The organism is Sphingobium sp. TomTYG72 (assembly GCF_055394715.1).
On sequence record NZ_AP027336.1, the window covers coordinates 2,060,377 to 2,078,498 of the forward strand.

At 64.1% G+C, this 18,122-nt stretch carries 15 protein-coding genes and 2 pseudogenes; 5 read left to right on the forward strand and 12 right to left on the reverse strand.

Features of this window, described 5'->3' with window-relative positions; all coding sequences use genetic code 11:
* Nucleotides 1-16 precede the first annotated feature (16 nt).
* The 5 genes from ACZ5U1_RS10235 to ACZ5U1_RS10255 form a co-directional block, all read right to left on the reverse strand.
* Complete coding sequence (locus tag ACZ5U1_RS10235; RefSeq protein WP_464778310.1) at nt 17-805, reverse strand: PhzF family phenazine biosynthesis protein; 789 nt, start codon at nt 803-805, stop codon at nt 17-19.
* Nucleotides 806-1,205: 400 nt separating this feature from the next.
* Entirely contained in the window at nt 1,206-2,282 is a 1,077-nt protein-coding gene (gene aroC / locus ACZ5U1_RS10240) for a chorismate synthase (RefSeq protein ID WP_464778311.1), read from the reverse strand.
* Nucleotides 2,283-2,304: 22 nt separating this feature from the next.
* Nucleotides 2,305-3,114 (reverse strand): enoyl-ACP reductase FabI, encoded by an 810-nt coding sequence (gene fabI / locus ACZ5U1_RS10245; RefSeq protein ID WP_464778312.1) that lies wholly within the window; start codon nt 3,112-3,114, stop codon nt 2,305-2,307.
* Entirely contained in the window at nt 3,111-4,082 is a 972-nt protein-coding gene (locus ACZ5U1_RS10250) for a YihY/virulence factor BrkB family protein (protein WP_464778313.1), read from the reverse strand. The genes fabI and ACZ5U1_RS10250 overlap by 4 nt, the downstream gene beginning before the upstream one ends.
* A gap of 14 nt (nt 4,083-4,096) precedes the next feature.
* Nucleotides 4,097-5,029 carry a DnaJ C-terminal domain-containing protein gene (locus ACZ5U1_RS10255; protein ID WP_464778314.1) on the reverse strand — a complete coding sequence of 311 codons (933 nt, stop codon included), beginning with the start codon at nt 5,027-5,029 and terminating at the stop codon, nt 4,097-4,099.
* Between the two features lie 118 nt (nt 5,030-5,147).
* On the opposite strand from ACZ5U1_RS10255, the gene pdxH reads away from it, so the two are divergent.
* The 3 genes from pdxH to ACZ5U1_RS10270 all read left to right on the forward strand — a co-directional run bounded on the left by pdxH (nt 5,148) and on the right by ACZ5U1_RS10270 (nt 8,620).
* Nucleotides 5,148-5,723 carry a pyridoxamine 5'-phosphate oxidase gene (gene pdxH, locus ACZ5U1_RS10260; protein ID WP_464778315.1) on the forward strand — a complete coding sequence of 192 codons (576 nt, stop codon included), beginning with the start codon at nt 5,148-5,150 and terminating at the stop codon, nt 5,721-5,723.
* A 168-nt stretch (nt 5,724-5,891) separates the two neighbouring features.
* Nucleotides 5,892-7,223, forward strand: a complete 1,332-nt coding sequence (locus tag ACZ5U1_RS10265; RefSeq protein ID WP_464778316.1) for a dicarboxylate/amino acid:cation symporter — start codon at nt 5,892-5,894, stop codon at nt 7,221-7,223.
* Nucleotides 7,224-7,303: 80 nt separating this feature from the next.
* The gene (locus ACZ5U1_RS10270; RefSeq protein ID WP_464778317.1) at nt 7,304-8,620 is read left to right on the forward strand and encodes a dicarboxylate/amino acid:cation symporter; all 1,317 of its coding nucleotides are present in this window, start codon (nt 7,304-7,306) and stop codon (nt 8,618-8,620) included.
* On the opposite strand, the gene ACZ5U1_RS10275 is transcribed toward ACZ5U1_RS10270, so the two are convergent.
* The 7 genes and pseudogenes from ACZ5U1_RS10275 to ACZ5U1_RS10305 form a co-directional block, all read right to left on the reverse strand.
* Nucleotides 8,583-9,152, reverse strand: a complete 570-nt coding sequence (locus ACZ5U1_RS10275; protein WP_464778318.1) for an NADPH-dependent FMN reductase — start codon at nt 9,150-9,152, stop codon at nt 8,583-8,585. The genes ACZ5U1_RS10270 and ACZ5U1_RS10275 overlap by 38 nt on opposite strands.
* Before the next feature lie 107 nt (nt 9,153-9,259).
* A pseudogene (locus ACZ5U1_RS10280) lies at nt 9,260-10,262 on the reverse strand (IS30 family transposase).
* A 220-nt stretch (nt 10,263-10,482) separates the two neighbouring features.
* A complete protein-coding gene (locus ACZ5U1_RS10285) occupies nt 10,483-10,665 on the reverse strand; it encodes a hypothetical protein (RefSeq protein WP_021245469.1) in 183 nt (60 codons plus the stop codon).
* 4 nt (nt 10,666-10,669) lie between these two features.
* On the reverse strand, nt 10,670-11,959 hold the full coding sequence (locus tag ACZ5U1_RS10290) for an adenylosuccinate synthase (protein WP_464778319.1): 1,290 nt from the start codon (nt 11,957-11,959) through the stop codon (nt 10,670-10,672).
* A 132-nt stretch (nt 11,960-12,091) separates the two neighbouring features.
* Nucleotides 12,092-13,234 (reverse strand): ATP phosphoribosyltransferase regulatory subunit, encoded by a 1,143-nt coding sequence (locus tag ACZ5U1_RS10295; protein WP_464778320.1) that lies wholly within the window; start codon nt 13,232-13,234, stop codon nt 12,092-12,094.
* Between the two features lie 119 nt (nt 13,235-13,353).
* Nucleotides 13,354-14,934: a phosphoglycerate dehydrogenase gene (serA, locus tag ACZ5U1_RS10300; RefSeq protein ID WP_464778321.1), complete on the reverse strand. Its 1,581-nt coding sequence runs from the start codon at nt 14,932-14,934 to the stop codon at nt 13,354-13,356.
* A gap of 129 nt (nt 14,935-15,063) precedes the next feature.
* Complete coding sequence (locus tag ACZ5U1_RS10305) at nt 15,064-16,224, reverse strand: phosphoserine transaminase (protein WP_464778322.1); 1,161 nt, start codon at nt 16,222-16,224, stop codon at nt 15,064-15,066.
* A gap of 159 nt (nt 16,225-16,383) precedes the next feature.
* Between ACZ5U1_RS10305 and ACZ5U1_RS10310 the strand changes: the two genes are divergently transcribed.
* Nucleotides 16,384-17,079, forward strand: coding sequence for an extensin family protein (locus ACZ5U1_RS10310; protein WP_464778323.1), 696 nt, complete (start codon nt 16,384-16,386; stop codon nt 17,077-17,079).
* 52 nt (nt 17,080-17,131) lie between these two features.
* Nucleotides 17,132-18,009: pseudogene (locus ACZ5U1_RS10315) on the forward strand (LOG family protein).
* The last annotated feature ends 113 nt before the right edge of the window (nt 18,010-18,122 follow it).

The window sequence follows — 18,122 nt, forward strand, 5'->3', positions numbered from 1 at the left end:
AGCTGATATCGCTCGCCTAAAGCAGGAACTGCCCCTCTATCACCGTGCGGCAGGCGCCGGTCAGGATGACTCGGTCGCCGTCCAGACGGCAGCCGAGGCGGCCGCCGCGAGCAGATGCCTGCACGGCGCTGAGCTTTACCTTATCGAGCCGGGACGCCCAGAGAGGTGTAAGCAGGCAATGGGCCGAGCCTGTCACAGGATCCTCGTCCACCCCGCCGCCGGGCACGAAGACGCGGCTGAGGATGTCGCTGTCTTCGCCGGGCGCGGTGGCTATCAGCATGATGTCGCCAAGCGCTCGCAATGCCGCAAAATCAGGTTGGAGCGCGCGAACGGCGGCGGCATCGGGGAAGAGGAACAGGCTGTATCCGCCGTCGCGCCAATGGGACTCAAGCGGCTTCCCGCCGAGCCCGGCCGCAAGATCGGGCAGCGCGCGCGGCTCCATGTGCCATGCGGGAAGCGAAAGGGCGTAGCCGTCCCGGTCACGCATAACCGTCAGCACGCCCGCGTCACGGGTGCGGAAGCGCAGCGCGGTGCGGCCGCCCATCAGCACATGGCCGCTGGCCAGCGTGGCATGGCCGCAAAGCTTCACCTCAACCGTGGGCGTGAACCAACGCAGCGCATAATCGGCGTCGGGATCATCGGGCGTCGGAACGGTGAAGGCCGTTTCCGACAGGTTGTTTTCAGCCGCGATCGCCTGGAGGGTGGCATCGTCCAGCCAGCGGCCGAGCGGCATCACGGCGGCGGGATTGCCGGTGAAGGGCGCGTCGGCGAATGCGTCAACCTGGGTAAAAGGAAGGCTGGTCATGGATTGGGTTTCCGCTGGCTTGTGAGGCGGATGATGACGCGCGGTGACGCCGGGCGATAGGGCCAGCGAGGAGACATTGGTCTGGATGTGCGTCGAGGGGAGAGAGTGATCTGGCGTTCGATGCAGGGGCCTGAGATGCCAGCTTTCGCTGACATGACGGGGGGCGGAAACGAAATGGGCCAGCCATATGAAATGGCTGGCCCGTGTTCGCGGCTTGAGGGGACGTTTTGACCGTCAATCCAATTTTGGCCCGAAGGCCGGTGAGGAATGACGCTCCCCAGGCTTACGCACTGCCGCTCGCCCTCCCGCGGGCGATCTGTGGGGTGGATACTAACCTAGATTGGGCGAGTCGTCTCGCCCAAATCGCGCATTTACCGGCTGATCGGCTCGTTTCGGCCCGTTATTCGCCGCCGCATTGGGCGCGGTGGAGCAATTTCTGGTCGGCAAGGACCAAGGCCATCATCGCTTCGACCACGGGAACGCCGCGAATGCCGACGCAGGGATCGTGGCGGCCCTTGGTGATGATGTCCGACGCATCGCCTTCGCGCGTGACGGTTTCGACCGGGATGAGGATCGAGCTGGTCGGTTTGAAGGCGACGCGCAGCTTTACGGGCTGGCCGGTGGAGATGCCGCCTGCGATGCCGCCGGCGTGGTTGGCGAGGAAGACTGGGTTGCCGTCGTTGCCGGGGCGCATGGGATCGGCATTATCTTCGCCGCGCAGGCGGGCGGCGGCGAAACCGTCGCCGATTTCCACGCCCTTGACCGCGTTGATGCTCATCATCGCGGCGGCGAGTTCGCTGTCGAGCTTGGCATAGAGCGGCGCGCCCCAGCCTGCGGGCACGCCGGACGCGACGCACTCAACCACGGCGCCGAGGGACGAACCGTCCTTGCGCGCGCCATCGACCAGCTGCTCCCACCGTTTGGCAGCTTCGGGGTCGGGGCAGAAGAAGGGATTGTTGTCGATTTCCGCAGCATCGAAGCGCGCATAGTCGATCGCGTCGCCACCGATTTCGCTGACATAGGCAAAGATATCGACTTCGGGCAGGACGAGGCGGGCGACGGCTCCCGCAGCCACACGGCTGGCGGTTTCGCGCGCCGACGAACGGCCGCCGCCGCGATAATCGCGAAAGCCGTATTTGGCGTCATAGGCGTAGTCGGCATGACCGGGGCGGTAGGCCTTGGCGACGTCCGAATAATCCTTTGACCGCTGATCGGTATTCTCGATCATCAGGCTGATCGGGGTGCCGGTGGTCTTGCCTTCGAACACGCCCGACAGGATGCGTACCTCATCCGGCTCCCGGCGCTGGGTCGTGAATTTCGACGTGCCGGGTTTGCGCTTGTCCAGATAGGGCTGGATGTCGGCTTCGCTGATCGGCAGGCCGGGAGGGCAGCCATCGACGATCGCGCCGATGGCTGGACCATGGCTTTCGCCCCAGGTGGTGAAGCGGAATACGCGGCCGAAGGTGTTGAAGCTCATGCCCTGCCCTTTGGCTCCCGGATCAGGCCTTGTCGAGAGCGATGTCGGGCGCGTCTTCGGCCTTCATGCCGATGACATTGTAGCCCGCATCGACATGGTGGACTTCGCCGGTGACGCCCGATGCCAGATCCGACAGGAGATAGAGGGCTGCGCCGCCGACATCATCGATCGTCACGTTGCGGCGGAGCGGGCTGTTCAGTTCGTTCCACTTCAGGATGTAGCGGAAATCGCCGATGCCGCTGGCCGCCAGCGTCTTGATGGGGCCTGCCGAGATGGCGTTGACGCGGATATTTTCAGGCCCCAAGTCCATCGCCAGATATTTGACGCTGGTTTCCAGCGCTGCCTTGGCAACGCCCATGACGTTGTAATGGGGGATGACCTTTTCCGCGCCATAGTAGGACAGCGTCAGCAGGCTGCCGCCCTCCGCCATCAACGCGCGGGCGCGTTTGGCGACGGCGACGAAGCTGTAGGCCGAGATGTTCATCGTCATCAGGAAGTTTTCGAGGCTGGTGTCGACATATTTGCCGCGCAGCTCATTCTTGTCGGAAAAGCCGATCGCGTGGACCACGAAATCGAGCTTGCCCCAGCGTGCCTTCACTTCGTCGAAAGCTGCGTCGAGCTTGTCCATGTCGGACACGTCGCAATCGAGCAGGAAGTCCGATCCCAGTTCCTCGGCAAGCGGGCGCACGCGCTTGGCCAGCGCCTCACCCTGATAGGAGAAGGCCAGTTCCGCCCCTTGTGCGCGCAATGCCTTGGAAATGCCCCATGCGAGCGACTTGTCATTTGCCAGGCCCATGATGAGACCCCGTTTTCCCGCCATCAAGCCCGTCATTCTACCGTCCCGTTCCCTTTACGATCCTCCATGCCACGCTCGACTTCCTCTTCGGGAAATTCGGCAAGCGCCGCATTGAGTTCCGCGCCAATTACCACGCCAAGCCCGACGAGGAAGAAAAAAATGAGCGTGATCATCACGCCAGCCAAACTGCCATAGGTGCGGTCATAGCCGCCAAGCAGCGAAAGAGTCGGGGGCAGCAGCATGGTGACGCCATACCACCACAGGGCGGTGGCGACCGCGCCCGGCCATTTGGGGAAGCGTTTGTCCTTGTAGGCGCTGGGGGTGAGCGAGAAATAGAGATAATAAAGGGCGACGCAGAGGATCAGCATCGGCAGGGCGCGCGTCAGGGTGACGATCTGCATCGCCTGGTCGGCGAAGGGCAGCAGCTGGTGCAGGAACTGGTCGATGCCGGTGATGATGACCTGAAGCGAGAAGGCGAACATCACCGCAAAGACGCTGATCAGGGTGATGCCAATGGCCGTCAGGCGGTAGTGCCAGAAAGGGCGCGTGCTTTTGGTGCCATAGGCGCGGCGGAGGATGTCGCGGATGGTTTCGATGAGGCTGCCTACGGTCCAGAGGCCCACGAGGCCGCCGAGCCAAAGCAGCGGGCCGGTGCGCGCGGTGAGGACATCGATGATGGGCTGCTTCACCACGCTGGCGACGCCCGGCGGCACGGTTTCGAGGAAGGCGCCCACCGCCGCCAGCCCATCCTGCGACCGGCCAAAGATGCTGGCCACCGCCGCCGCGACGATGAAGAAGGGAAAGAGCGTCATCAGCGAGAGATAGGCGAGGTTCCCTGCATGGATGAAGCCGTCGCTATAGGTGCCGACGGCCACGCGCTTCATGATTTCGAAGGCGTGGCTACCGGGTCGAACGCGGGCTATGCTGCGGTTGAGGTGTGCACGAGCGTCGTCCGCAATCCGTTTGCGGCGGGATTCAGGCGAATAGGGTGAAGGCTGCGGCATGCCCTCCTAACGTCCTAGACGCCCAGATGGGCGCGAACGGCCCGGCTGTCCTGCCAGCTTTCGACGAGCGACAGGATCGCCGGATCGTCGCCGGGAATGTCGATGAGCAGCCGGACGAGCTGATCGCCCCGTTCTCCCGCCTTATGCGTGAAGCCCTTGCCGCGCAGGCGCAGCGTCTTGCCCGATGTAGTTCCGGCAGGGACGCCGAGCATAACCGGGCCATCGACGGTGGGCACCTTGACCTTGCCACCCTTCACCGCCTCGTCGAGGGTGATGGGGAGGTCGAGCAGCACATTGTCGCCGTCGCGGGTGAAGAATGGGTGCGGTTTCACCTCAATGGTGACGATCGCATCCCCTGCCCCGGCTGGCCCGGCCTGCCCCTTCCCCGACAGCCGCATCTGGGTGCCGGTTTCGACGCCAGGGGGGAGCTTTAGGTCGATGCTCTTGCCGTCCTGCAAGGTGATGCGCTGCGGCGCCAGGGTGGCCGCATCGACGAACGCGACGGCGAGGCGGTAGGACACATTGGCGCCCTTTTGCGGAGGCGCGCCACGGCCGAAGCCACCGAAACCGCCGCCACCGCGCCGGGCGCCGCCACCGCTGAACAATCCTTCGAAGATATCGCCGAAGTCGGCGCCTTCGTTGAATTCAAAGCCACCGCCGCCACCCGGACGTCCACGAAAACCGCCGCCGCCGCCAGCGCCGCCAAATCCGAAGGGGGCGGTGGGATTGCCGTCGCCGTCAATTTCTCCCCGATCGAAACGCGCGCGCTTGTCCTTGTCCGACAGCAGCTCATAGGCGCTGGAAACCGCCGAAAAACGTTCGGCCGCCTTGGGATTATCCTGATTCCGGTCGGGGTGAAGCTCCTTGGCGAGCTTGCGGTAGGCCGACTTGATCTCTGCCTCGCTCGCGCCGCGCGCGACGCCCAGAGTGGAGTAGGGATCCGCCATTGCCGAGTGTCTATCCTTGTTCGTGAAAGCTGATTTGCACCTTATGTGGCGAAATAGTCACGATCGTTCAAGCGGCGCGGCCATCGACATGAACGGAAACCAGCCGTAGATCAGCAGCATGACCAACCCCTTCACTCTGTTCGACCAATGGTATGGCGAGGCACGCGAGGCCGAGATCAACGACAGCAACGCGATGGCGCTGGCCACCGCCGATGCGCGCGGGCGGCCGTCGGCGCGGATGGTGCTGCTGAAAGGGCATGGGCCGGACGGCTTTGTCTTCTACACCAATTTCGAGGGGCGGAAGGCCGAGGAACTGCTCGCCAATCCGCATGCGGCGTTGCTGTTCCATTGGAAGTCGCTGCGGCGGCAAATCCGGATTGAAGGGCCGGTGGAGACGGTCGATGAAGCGACCGCCGATGCCTATTTCGCGACGCGCAGCCGCGACAGCCAGCTGGGCGCATGGGCTTCGGACCAGTCGCGGCCGCTGCCGTCTCGGGAGGTTTTCATGGCCCGCTATGAGGATGCGGTCGCGCAGTTCGAGGGCGGGCCGGTGCCCCGCCCGCCACATTGGTCAGGATTTCGCGTGGTGCCGCAGCGGATCGAATTCTGGCAGGACCGCGAGCATCGGCTGCACGAACGGCGGCTGTTCGAGCGGGACGGAGATGGTTGGCGCGAGGGGCTGCTTTATCCTTGAAACAAGGGGGGCCGCGCGAAGCGTGATATGGGCCGACGTTGCGCATTTCCCCTCCACCACCGCTGCGCGGCGGTCCCCCTCCCCACGCCTCCGGCGCAGGGAGGATTATGATAGGCGGCTGCCCAAGCGCCTGTTAGATGTGCGGCCAGCACGGCAAAGAGGGGTTGCATGCGGAATCGACTGACGGCCTTCATCCTTGCTGGCATGATCCTGGGCGTTCTCACCGGCTTTGCGGCCAATTTGTGGGTCGGAGCCGACAAGGCCCTTGCCAAGGATGTGGCAGGATATTTCCACCTGCTGGCCGACATCTTCCTCCACCTCATCAAGATGATCATTGCGCCGCTGGTTTTTTCCACGCTGGTCGCGGGGATCGCGCATATGGGGGACAGCGCGGCGTTAGGGCGGATCGGCGGGCGGGCGCTGGCCTGGTTCATCGTCGCCAGCCTGATCTCGCTGACGCTGGGCCTTATCTTCGTCAATTTCTTTGCGCCGGGTGAGGGCCTGAACCTCGTCCGGTCGGGCGCGGAATCCGGCGTGAATACCGAAGCGCTCAATTTCAGGGATTTCGTCCTGCATGTCTTCCCCACGTCCATGGTGGGCGCGATGGCGGAAAATTCGATCCTGCAGATCGTCGTCTTCTCGCTATTCGTGGGCGTCGCGCTGACCGCCATTGGCGAGAAGGGCAAGCCGATCGTCACCGTGATCGAGGCGATGGTCGAATTGATGCTGCAAGTGACGGGCTATGTGATGCGCGTCGCGCCCCTTGCCGTGTTCGGGGCGCTGGCGTCGGCGATCACGACCGAGGGGCTGGGTGTCCTCAAGACCTTTGGCGAGCTTGTCGGCGAATTCTATCTGTCGCTCCTCGCGTTGTGGCTGCTGCTCTGTGGCGCCGGTGCGATCTTCCTGGGGCAGCGGATGGTCAAGCTGCTCAAATATGTGCGCGAGCCGCTGCTGATCGCCTTTTCCACGGCATCATCGGAGGCCGCCTACCCCAAGATGCTGGAGCAGCTCGACCGGTTCGGCGTACCCCGTCGCATCTACAGTTTCGTGTTGCCGCTCGGCTATTCGTTCAATCTGGACGGGTCGATGATGTATTCGACCTTCGCCACGATCTTCATCGCGCAGGCCTATGGCATCGACCTGCCGATCGCGACGCAGATCACCATATTGCTTGTCCTGATGGTGACGAGCAAGGGCATCGCCGCCGTGCCGCGCGCCTCTCTCGTCGTCGTTGCGGCGACCCTGGGCCAGTTCGACCTGCCGGTCGAGGGCATAGCCTTCATCCTGGCCGTCGATCATTTCATGGACATGGGCCGCACCGCCACCAACGTTCTGGGCAACGCCATCGCGACGTCGGTCATCACCAAATGGGAAGGGATGCTGGAGGTCGAGGAACCCGATTATGTGCCGCATCCCAAGGCGCCTGCCCATACGCCCGCGCATGGCCGCGCGGGGCTGGAGCTGGCGGCGGACATGGTGGAGGAGGATCGCAGACGCTGACCGCCGCCATAATCCGCTCGCGCTGCAACATTACGCACGCTTAACGGTTTGAGGGAGATGCGCATTCCGGCAAGCACATCATGACCCGGCTCGGCAAGACGGCCTTGTCGCTGCAATGGCAGATGCTGGCGGGCTTCCTCGTTGGCTTGATCCTGGGCCTGATAGTCCATGCGGGCGCGCGGGATGCAACTTGGGTCGATCAAGTTACGACCTATGTCACAAGCCCGGTCGGACAGGTTTTCCTGCGACTATTGTTCATGCTGGTGATCCCCCTGCTGGTGTCGGCACTGATCGTCGGCATCGCGGAAATGGGGGAGATGCGCGCGCTCCGACGGGTAGGGCTGAAGACGCTTGTCTACACGCTGCTGGTGTCGAGCATTGCGGTCGCGATCAGCCTGGTCGCCGTCAACCTGCTGCGCCCCGGAGACGGAGTCGATCCGGCGCAGGCGCAAGCGATGCTGGATCAGGCCGGTTCGGGAGCACGGGCGATATTGGCGCGGGGCGGCGACGCGCCGCAGGGCATGGACGCCCTGATCGCGATGGTGCCGGACAATATCATCAAGGCGATGGCCAACAACGACATATTGGCCGTCATGGTCTTTGCCCTGTTTTTCGGCATCGGCCTGATGCTGGTGCAGACGGAGCAGACCCGGCTGCTGCTGTCAGCGATGGAGGGGCTGTTCCAGGTCACGATGCGGCTAATGGGGCTGGTCATTCGGCTCGCGCCGATTGCCATCGCCTGCTTCATGTTCAACCTGGCCGCGCAGTTCGGATGGGAATTGCTGGAACGCCTGTCGGCCTATGTGGCGGTGGTGCTGCTGGCGCTGTTGGTGCAGATGGTGGTGGTTTATTCGCTGCTGCTGGCGTTTGTCGCGCGGCGTTCGCCGATCGCATTTTTCGCGGGCGCGCAGGAAGCGATGGTGATGGCATTCGCCACCGCATCGTCCAATGCGACATTGCCCACCGCCATTCGCGTGGCCGAGGAACGGTTGCACCTGCCCGGCCGCATAACCCGTTTTGTGCTGACGATCGGGGCGACGGCGAACCAGAACGGCACCGCGATGTTCGAAGGCATCACCGTGCTGTTCCTAGCGCAGTTCTTCGGCATCGAGCTGGATTGGACGCAGCAGCTGATGGTGATGCTGGTGTGCATTCTTGGCGGCGTCGGGACGGCGGGCGTTCCGGCCGGTTCGCTGCCGGTGGTGGCGTTGATTCTGGGCATGGTCGGCGTGCCGCCCGAGGGGATCGGTCTGGTACTGGGCGTCGATCGCTTCCTCGACATGTGTCGCACCACGTTGAACGTCACGGGCGATCTGGTGGCGGCGACGGTTATCGCGTCAGGCGAGCCTCCCGAGGAGGTCAGCGCGCCGCCTTCGCCGCATCCGCCCACCAGATGAGACTGCGGGCGAAAGTGGTGAACCCACGTTCGAGCGCCGCGCCGCCGTCTCCCTGCGGCTGACCCTGTTCATCGAGCGTCTGGGCGATCTGGCCGACGCTGAGGCGTTCGGGGATGACCGCCATGCCCATGGCGGATAGCGTGACCGTCCAGTTGGCGTGGCTGTTGACCCCGGCATAGCGGCCCGCAGAATAGCTGGCGATCGCGGCGGGGCGGCGGTCGAATTCTTTCAGATAATGATCGACGAGGTTTTTGAGGCCCGGCTGGACCCCGCGATTATATTCTCCTGCGACAAAGACGAAAGCATCGGCGGCAGTGAGGCGGTCAGCCAGCGCGCTTATGGCTGCGGGTGCTTCACCGGGGGGATAGTCGCTGTAACGCTGGTCGAGCATGGGCAGATTTATCGCCATGGCATCGATCAGTTCCGGCTTGTGGCCAAGCCGCTTAAAGCCGTCGATCAGGTAATCGGCGAGGCGGATGCCCATGCGGCCACGGCGGTAGGAGCCGTAAAGGACGAGGATGTTGAGTGGCATGGCGCAATCCCTTGCTGTTCAGGGGATTGTCGCATTGGCATGAGCGCTCGTCCAGCCTGTCCGCTCACCCCTTCATTCGTCATCCCAGCGGAAGCTGGGATGTAGATTCACGTTTGAAGTGCAACATTTGGATTGAAGCGAGAGAATGCCTCTGCGGGAGTAAGGAAGTCGAGGCATTTTCTTGGCGTATGATTATAGCGCTGTACGGCGGCGAGGATGTTCGGGGGTGATGGCATCGAGGTTGGTTTTGCGGGGGAGGCTGCGGCGGAGGCGTCCGATGGCATTTTCGACGCCTCCTTTTTGCCAGGGTGATCGGACATCGCAGAAGAAGGTCTGGATGCCGATCTGGCTTGCGAGCTGGTAATGCCGGGCGAACTCGGGTCCATTGTCGAAAGCGATGGAGCGTCGGAGGGTTTTGGGCAGGTCGGCCAGCATGTCCGCCAGATGGCCTGCGGTTCTGCGGGCCTTTCGATCCTGTGGCCGGTGGATGATCGTGAACCGGGAGGCGCGTTCATGGGCGACGAGGATGGCCTGGCCATAGCGGGCAAACAGCATGAAATCGGCTTCCCAATGGCCCGGGCTTTGCCGGTCGTCGGCGTCGGGCGGGCGCTCGGTCAACGGGCGGCGCTGCTGGATGATATCGACCATGCTGCCGCCTTGAGGGGGATAGCGGCCGCGCCTGTGGCGGGCGCGTGGCAGCATGCGATGCCAATAATCCTTCTGCGCCGAACGGTGGTAGATGAAGCGGTAGATTGACTCAGGGCTGATGAGGGTGCGACCGTGCTCGCGCGTCAATCGGCCTGCGATCTGCTCGGGGGACCATCCCATCGCAAGGCCGTTCCTCACAAGGCCGCGCAGGTCCGGTTGGCGTTCCAGCTTGAAGCGGCAATCCCATCGGCGCCTGCGTTCGGCAAGCTGCTGGGCGCGGACAGGCTCATAGCCACCGGGCCAGACCTTGGTTCGCACGCTGTTGCGCCGCAGTTCGCGGCTGATCGTAGCTGGCGCCCGCCCGAGATGCGCCGCTATGGCTCTTTGCGATTTACCGCCTGCATGCAGGCGGTAAATCTCGATCCGCTCCTCAAGGCTGAGCTGGCCATATCTCTGTCCCATCGCAACAACACCCCTAGCAGGTGTTGCACTTGTTCCGTGAACTCAGGGCATCTCAGGATCGGCGCGACACAGTGGCCCGAGATGCCCGCTTTAGGCGGGCTTAGGCGCGGCGCGGGAACAACTGCCCACCCCGCTGCGACTAAATTCGCTTCGCTCATCAAGTCTCGCTGCCCCTCCCGCTTGCGGGAGGGGAGCGTCGCATTACCACCTTAACAGCGACTCAGCGCAGCTTCGCGATGGAAAGCCCGTCCTGCTTGGCGCGGGCTTTTACCGATTCCTCGCTGCGGGTCAGGGCCTTGGCGATCGCTTTCAGCGCCATGCCCTTTTTCGCCAGCGTGTGGAGCTTTTGCAGCTCGTCCGCTGTCCAAGGTTGCTTGTGCCGCTCGAAGCGATCGCCTGCCATGGGATCAATCCGCGAAGGGATCGCGCACGAGGATGGTGTCCTCGCGCTCGGGGCTGGTGGAGACGAGCGTGACCGGGCAGCCGATCAGCTCCTCGATGCGGCGGATATATTTGATCGCCTGTGCGGGCAGGTCAGCCCAGCTGCGGGCGCCTGCGGTGGTGTCCTGCCAGCCTTCGATATCCTCGTAGATCGGCTCCGCCTTCGCCTGATCCTGGGCATGGGCGGGGAGGTAATCGAAGCTCTGGTCGCCGATCTTGTAGCCGACGCAGATCTTGAGCGTGTCGAAGCCGTCCAGCACGTCGAGCTTAGTGAGCGCGATGCCGGTGACGCCCGAAACCGCGACCGACTGGCGCACAAGCACGGCGTCGAACCAGCCGCAACGGCGCTTGCGGCCGGTGACGGTGCCGAATTCATGGCCGCGCTCGCCGAGCCGCTGGCCGGTTTCGTCCTCCAGTTCGGTCGGGAACGGGCCGGAGCCGACGCGGGTGGTGTAGGCCTTGACGATGCCGAGCACGAAGCCCGCGCCATTGGGGCCAAGGCCAGTGCCGCTCGCCGCCGTGCCCGCGACCGTGTTGGAGGAGGTGACGAAGGGATAGGTGCCGTGGTCGATGTCGAGCAGGGTGCCCTGCGCGCCTTCGAACAGGATGCGCTGGCCCGCCGCTTTCGCCTTGTTGAGCGTCAGCCAGACGGGCTTGACGAAGGGCAGGATGAAAGCGGCGATGTCGCGCAGTTCGGCCATCAGCGCGTCCCGGTCGATCGGGGCTTCGTTGAATCCGGCACGCAGGGCGTCATGATGCGCGGTCAGGCGGTCGAGCTGCGGACCGAGATCGTCCAGATGGGCGAGGTCGCAGACGCGGATGGCGCGGCGGCCGACCTTGTCTTCATAGGCGGGGCCGATGCCGCGCCGGGTGGTGCCGATCTTGCCCGCGCCCGAAGCGTCCTCGCGCAGGCCGTCAAGGTCGCGGTGGAAGGGCAGGATCAGCGGGCAGGTTTCGGCGATCTGAAGGTTTTCCGGCGTGATTTCGACGCCCTGACCGCGCAGCTTGGCGACTTCATCGCGGAAGTGCCAGGGGTCGAGGACAACGCCATTACCGATGACGCTGAGCGTGCCGCGTACGATGCCCGAGGGCAGCAGCGAGAGCTTGTAGACCTTCTCGCCCACGACCAGCGTGTGGCCGGCATTGTGGCCGCCCTGAAAGCGGGCGACGACGTCGGCGCGCTCCGACAGCCAGTCGACGATCTTGCCCTTGCCTTCGTCACCCCATTGGGCGCCGATCACGGTCACGTTAGCCACAGATACAGTCCTCCGCCCGCCGCGGGGACCGGCCATGCCCTTCGACGGGACTCGGCATGCCGGTGGGATCAAGCGGACGCATCACGCCCTATGCGGGGCGCGCGTTAGCCGCGCTGCCCCCTATGCGTCAAGTCAGTAGGGGCGCGGTTCGTCGCCGTCCAGCCAATGGGTGCAGCGCAGTGCCTCGCCATTTTCCTGTGCCGTGAGGGCGGCGACGGTCTGCCAACCTTCCCCGCGAAGTTGCGCGGCGCAACTTTCGTCATGGTGCAGGGGCAGGAACAGCCGCTGAGGCGCTTCCGCGCCGAAACCCGCGTCGATCAGCGGGTCGGGGTAGAGGGAGAAACCGATCGCAGGTTCTTCCGAGCCATCCGCGCGGGTGATGGCATAGCTGCCGCCCCGGCCGATCTCGCCGATGAAGCCTTCCGCGAAGATCGAGAAGCCGAACCAGTTCTGATATTCGAAACCGTGACGCTCGGTCGGATCGAGGGTCAGCGTGATGTCCCAGCCGATCGGCTTGGCGATGGCGCGCAGGCCCGCGATGCGGCTATCGATCGCGCCGCCGAGCTGGGCGTTCAATGCCTCCAGCTTTTCCATCGCGGGGTGGAAGGGGCCGGTTGCTTCCATGAGCGGGAGGTAGGCGGCAGCGGCCGGGCTGATCGCGGCGAGCGCGCCCGCGTCCTTGGCGTCGAGTTCGGCGCGGACGGCTTCGATCTCTTCGGGAGCGAGGGGGAGCGAACCGGCGGCGAGGCTGTCGATGAGGTCCGGCAGGGTGAAGTCGATCGTGATGCCGGTGACGCCTGCGGCCTGGAGCGCCTCGATCGCCACGTTGACGATCTCGACGGCGGCGGCGACACTATCGCTGCCGATGAGTTCGGCGCCGACTTGCAGGCGTTCGCGTTCGGGGCGAAGCTGGTTGGCCTTCAGTCGGATAACGGGGCCGCCATAGGACAAGCGGAGCGGTCGCGGGGCGCTGGCGAGGCGAGTGGCGGCGATGCGGCCGACCTGGGCGGTCATGTCGGGGCGTAGTGCGAGGCTGCGCTGCGACACCGGGTCGACGGCACGGACGAGGTCCTGCGCGCGCATGGATTTAAGGCGGCTGACCAGCGTTTCCTCAAACTCGGCGAGCGGCGGCATGACGCGCTCATAGCCGTGCGACGCCACCGTATCGAGCACGCGGCGCGCGAGGCGCGCGGAGGCTTCGGCCTGTGGCGGCAGGCGGTCGGAGAGTCCTTCGGGAAGGAGGCCGGGTGGGATGGTGGCGCTTGTCGTGGACATGGGGCTGGCCTTTAGCAAGATCGGCCAGATTATCCAGCCTCCGTTCGGTTCGAGCTTGGCGAGAAGCGGCATGACACCGTTTCTCGACTTCGCTCGAAACGAACGGAGCTTGGTTCAGCTCAGGCGAACTTCAGCAGCTTTACCGTTTTCACGCCTGCGAGGTTGCAGATAGCCTTCAGCACATCGTCATTGACCGCGCCGTCGACCGACAGCAGCAGCACGGCTTCGCCGCCCTGGCTGCGGCGGCCGAGGTGGAAGGTGCCGATGTTGACGCCTGCTTCGCCGAGCGTCGAGCCGAGACGGCCGATGAAGCCGGGCGCGTCCTGGTTGACGATGTAGAGCATGTGACCTTCGAGGTCGGCTTCGACCTTGATGCCGAACAGCTCGACAAGGCGCGGGCTACCGTGGCCGAACAGCGTGCCAGCCACCGACTTGTCACCTGCTTCGGTCTTTACCGTGACGCGGACGAGGGTCTGATAGTCGCCCTCGCGGTCGTGGCGCACTTCACGGACGTCGAGGCCGCGTTCCTTCGCGAGAAAGGGCGCGTTGACCATGTTCACCGTGTCCGAATAGACGCGCATCAGGCCAGCGAGCACCGCAGCCGTGATCGGCTTCTGGTTGAGTTCGGCGGCATGGCCTTCGACCTCGACGGAGACGCCCTGGATGCGGTCGCCTTCGAGCTGACCGACGAGGCTGCCCAGTTCTTCCGCAAGCGCCATATAGGGCTTGAGCTTGGGGGCTTCTTCAGCCGAGAGGCTCGGCACGTTCAGCGCATTGGTGATGCCGCCGTCCAGCAGATAGTCGCTAAGCTGTTCGGCGACCTGAAGCGCGACATTGACCTGTGCTTCGTCGGTCGATGCGCCCAGATGCGGGGTGCAGATGAAGTTGGGGGTGCCGAACAGCGGCGATTCCTTGGCCGGTTCCTGCACGAACACGTCCAGCGCAGCGCCAGCGACATGGCCCGAATCCATCGCGTCCTTGAGCGCGGCTTCATCGACCAGACCGCCACGCGCGCAGTTGATGATGCGCACGCCCTTCTTGGTCTTGGCGAGATTTTCCTTGCTGAGGATATTGCGGGTCTGGTCGGTTAGCGGCGTGTGCAGCGTGATGAAGTCCGCCTTCGCCAGAAGCGTGTCGAGATCGGCCTTTTCCACGCCCATTTCGACGGCGCGTTCCGGGGTCAGGAAGGGATCGAAGGCGACGACCTTCATTTTGAGGCCGAGCGCGCGGCTGGCGACGATCGAGCCGATATTGCCCGCGCCGATCAGGCCCAGCGTCTTGCCGGTGACTTCCACGCCCATGAAGCCGTTTTTGGGCCACAGGCCCTGCTGGGTCTGGGCGTTGGCTTCGGGCAACTGGCGGGCGAGCGCGAACATGAGGGCAATGGCATGTTCAGCGGTGGTGATCGAATTGCCGAACGGGGTGTTCATGACGACCACGCCCTGGGCCGAGGCGGCGGGGATATCGACATTGTCGACGCCGATGCCTGCGCGGCCGATGACCTTGAGGTTGGGCGCGGCATCCAGGATTTCCTTGGTCACCTTGGTCGAGCTGCGGATGGCGAGGCCGTCATATTGGCCGATGATGGCCTTGAGTTCGTCCGGGGTCTGGCCGGTGATTACGTCGACTTCCAAGCCACGTTCGCGGAAGATCGCGGCGGCGCGGGGGTCCATCTTGTCGGAAATAAGTACCTTGGGCATCTGAGTTTCCTTTGGAAAATATGTCCGCCATCCCCGCGGAGGCGGGGACCCATCCCCCATAAGAAGCGTCAGGCGGGACGGTCGGGAGATGGGTTCCCGCTTTCGCGGGAATGACGACTTTAATAGGGTTTAAGCAGCCTTGGCGGTCGCGTAGGCCCAGTCGAGCCATGGTCCCAGCGCTTCGATGTCAGCCGTTTCGACCGTCGCGCCGCACCATATGCGCAGGCCAGCCGGGGCATCGCGGTAACCCGCGACGTCATAGGCCGCGCCTTCCTTTTCGAGCAGGCCAGCCATGCTCTTGATGAGGGCTTCGTCCGCGCCTTCGACGGTCAGGCAGACGCTGGTGGTCGAGCGGGTCGCTTCGTCGGCGGCGAGATGGCCGAGCCAGTCGCGTTCTTCGACCAGCTTGTTCAGCGCCGCCGCATTGGCGTTGCTGCGCGCGATCAGGCCGTTGAGGCCGCCGAGCGACTTGCCCCATTCCAGCGCGAAGATCGCGTCTTCGACCGCCAGCATGGAGGGGGTGTTGATCGTCTCGCCCTTGAAGATGCCTTCGGCGAGCTTCCCCTTCGCCATCAGGCGGAACACCTTCGGCAGCGGCCAGGACGGGGTGTGGGTTTCCAGACGCTCGACCGCGCGGGGGCCGAGGATCAGGACGCCATGGCCGCCCTCGCCGCCCAGCACCTTCTGCCAGGAGAAGGTGGCGACGTCGATCTTGGTCCAGTCGATCTCATAAGCGAAGACCGCGCTGGTGGCGTCGGCGAAGGTCAGGCCTTCACGGTCGGCGGGGATCCAGTCGGCGTTCGGCACGCGCACGCCAGAGGTCGTGCCGTTCCAGGTGAACAGCACGTCATGAGCGAAGTTCACACCGTTCAGGTCGGGCAGCTGGCCATAGTCGGCGCGGATGATCGTCGGGTCGAGCTTCAGCTGCTTGGCGGCGTCCGTCACCCAGCCTTCGCCGAAGCTTTCCCAGGCCAGCGTCGTCACCGGGCGGGCGCCCAGCATCGTCCACATCGCCATTTCGAAAGCGCCGGTGTCGGAGCCCGGCACGATGCCGATGCGGTGGGTTTCAGGCAGGTTGAGCAGCTCGCGCATCAGGTCGATGCAGTAAGCGAGGCGGGTCTTGCCAATCTTGGCGCGGTGCGAGCGGCCGAGGGATTCAGCGCTCAGCTTGTCGGCGCTCCAGCCCGGAGGCTTGGCGCAGGGACCGGAAGAGAAATAGGGGCGAGCCGGTTTGGTCGTCGGCTTGGCCGCGGGCGCAATGGTGGCGTCGGCGGCAGTCACATCAGTCATGTACGCTTCTCCTTGCAGAGAGCTCGCGCGGCGTTGGGACCGCGTGGCCCGCTCGCCGCCCTAAAGATCGCAGGGGAAGAGTCAAGCTGAATGTCTGAATGCGACGAACCGTTGCCGCCGTTAACCCTCGCGTCGGATTGACATGGTAAATGGTTGATCATGAAAGAGCGGGAAAGGGGGAATGTAGCGAAGCGCGGCTTGGGTCAGGCGGCCCTGCTGGCGCTGTCCTTTGCGCTGGCGTCCTGCGGCGGCGACCTCGTCCCGCGCGGGCGGGTTGAGCGTCCGTCCAAGCCGGTGAAGAACGCCCGTCCCTCCACACCTCCGCCGATGGAATTGCGGCAATGCCTGGTGAAGCTGCAATCGCAATCGGTGCTGTTCACGCCTCTGCCCGATCAGAATTTCGGCGGCGGCTGTTCGGCGATGGGCAGCGTCAAGCTACTCGACATCGGCGTGCCTGCCACCAATCTGGGCGCGATGACGTGCGGGCTGGCAGCGAATTTCGCGGCCTGGGCGCGCTATGGGGTGCAGCCGGCCGCGCGGTTGATCCTGGGCGCGGAGATCGAGCGGATCGAGACGTTCGGCACCTATAATTGTCGGCCGATCGCTGGCAGCGGGAGGCTGTCCGAACATGCGCACAGCAATGCGGTAGATGTATCAGCCTTTGTCCTGTCAGACGGGCGGCGCATTACCGTCGAGCAGGGATGGAACGGCGACCGGCAGACGCGGCAATTTCTGGAGGTGGTACGCGCGAGCGCCTGCAAGCGGTTCCGCACGGTATTGAGCCCCGACTATAATGTCGCGCACCATGATCATTTTCATTTCGATATGGGGGGAAGAGGTGGCTTTTGCCGCTGAGTGCAAAAAAAGGCGGGTGGCTTTTGCCGCTGACCTTCCTAAGTTGGGTTGAATGACAAGAAAAGAAATCGAAGAACGCAAATTCCGTCCCGCCCGGCAGGAAGCCGCCGATGCCCAGAAAGGCGTGGACACCCCGCAAACCACCAGCGCCGCCTACCGTCTGGCCTTTCAGGATACAGAGTTCCTGCTCCGCGAGGATTTGCGTCCCGTGCGGTTCCAGTTGGAATTGCTGAAGCCGCAGTTGCTGATGGACGAAGCGGGAATCGAATCCACTTTCGTCTTTTATGGATCGGCCGCATCCCGGAGCCCGAACAGGTGCAGGCGCGGATCGACGCTGCCACGACGCCGGACCAGCGGCGGATCGCGGAGAATCTGGGGAAGAAGGCGCGCTATTATGAAGAAGCGCGCAAGCTGGCGCGTATGGCCGCGCAATATCCGGTGAATGAGGCGGGATGCCGCCATTTCGTGGTGTGTTCGGGCGGCGGCCCTTCGATCATGGAGGCGGCCAATCGCGGCGCGGCGGATGTGGGCGCGCAGACGATCGGCATGAATATCGTGCTGCCGCATGAGCAGGCGCCCAATCGATTCGTGACGCCGGAGTTGAGCTTTCAGTTCCACTATTTCGCGCTCAGAAAGATGCACTTCCTGCTGCGGGCGCGGGCTTTGGCTGTGTTTCCGGGCGGGTTTGGCACGTTTGACGAAATGTTTGAGCTGCTGACGCTGATCCAGACGGGGAAGATGAAGCCCATCCCGATATTGCTGTTCGGGCGGGAATTCTGGACGCGGGTGGTGGATTTCGACGCGCTGGCGGATGAGGGCGTGATTTCGCCTTCGGACTTGAACCTGCTGACTTGGGTGGAGACGGCCGAGGATGCCTGGAAGGCTGTGCAGAGTTTTTATCAGGATAGTGAAGTGCCGGGCTGTGGGTGACTTTCCCCTCTACTTTAGGGGAGAGGATGTGGAGACTTGGCGTGAAGCGCCTAGTCGTAGCTGGAGAGGGGCGAGCTAGCGCCTAGCTCTCCCCCTCATCCAACTTCTCCCCC

Bases quoted from the DNA above. Each gene is read 5' to 3' on its own strand.
- fabI (WP_464778312.1), bottom strand. From the start codon at position 3,114: ATGACGGGCTTGATGGCGGGAAAACGGGGTCTCATCATGGGCCTGGCA.
- ACZ5U1_RS10270 (WP_464778317.1), top strand. From the start codon at position 7,304: ATGACCCGGCTCGGCAAGACGGCCTTGTCGCTGCAATGGCAGATGCTG.
- ACZ5U1_RS10285 (WP_021245469.1), bottom strand. From the start codon at position 10,665: ATGGCAGGCGATCGCTTCGAGCGGCACAAGCAACCTTGGACAGCGGAC.
- serA (WP_464778321.1), bottom strand. From the start codon at position 14,934: ATGCCCAAGGTACTTATTTCCGACAAGATGGACCCCCGCGCCGCCGCG.
- ACZ5U1_RS10305 (WP_464778322.1), bottom strand. From the start codon at position 16,224: ATGACTGATGTGACTGCCGCCGACGCCACCATTGCGCCCGCGGCCAAG.
- pdxH (WP_464778315.1), top strand. From the start codon at position 5,148: ATGACCAACCCCTTCACTCTGTTCGACCAATGGTATGGCGAGGCACGC.
- ACZ5U1_RS10275 (WP_464778318.1), bottom strand. From the start codon at position 9,152: ATGCCACTCAACATCCTCGTCCTTTACGGCTCCTACCGCCGTGGCCGC.
- ACZ5U1_RS10265 (WP_464778316.1), top strand. From the start codon at position 5,892: ATGCGGAATCGACTGACGGCCTTCATCCTTGCTGGCATGATCCTGGGC.
- ACZ5U1_RS10235 (WP_464778310.1), bottom strand. From the start codon at position 805: ATGACCAGCCTTCCTTTTACCCAGGTTGACGCATTCGCCGACGCGCCC.
- aroC (WP_464778311.1), bottom strand. From the start codon at position 2,282: ATGAGCTTCAACACCTTCGGCCGCGTATTCCGCTTCACCACCTGGGGC.
- ACZ5U1_RS10250 (WP_464778313.1), bottom strand. From the start codon at position 4,082: ATGCCGCAGCCTTCACCCTATTCGCCTGAATCCCGCCGCAAACGGATT.
- ACZ5U1_RS10255 (WP_464778314.1), bottom strand. From the start codon at position 5,029: ATGGCGGATCCCTACTCCACTCTGGGCGTCGCGCGCGGCGCGAGCGAG.
- ACZ5U1_RS10310 (WP_464778323.1), top strand. From the start codon at position 16,384: ATGAAAGAGCGGGAAAGGGGGAATGTAGCGAAGCGCGGCTTGGGTCAG.
- ACZ5U1_RS10295 (WP_464778320.1), bottom strand. From the start codon at position 13,234: ATGTCCACGACAAGCGCCACCATCCCACCCGGCCTCCTTCCCGAAGGA.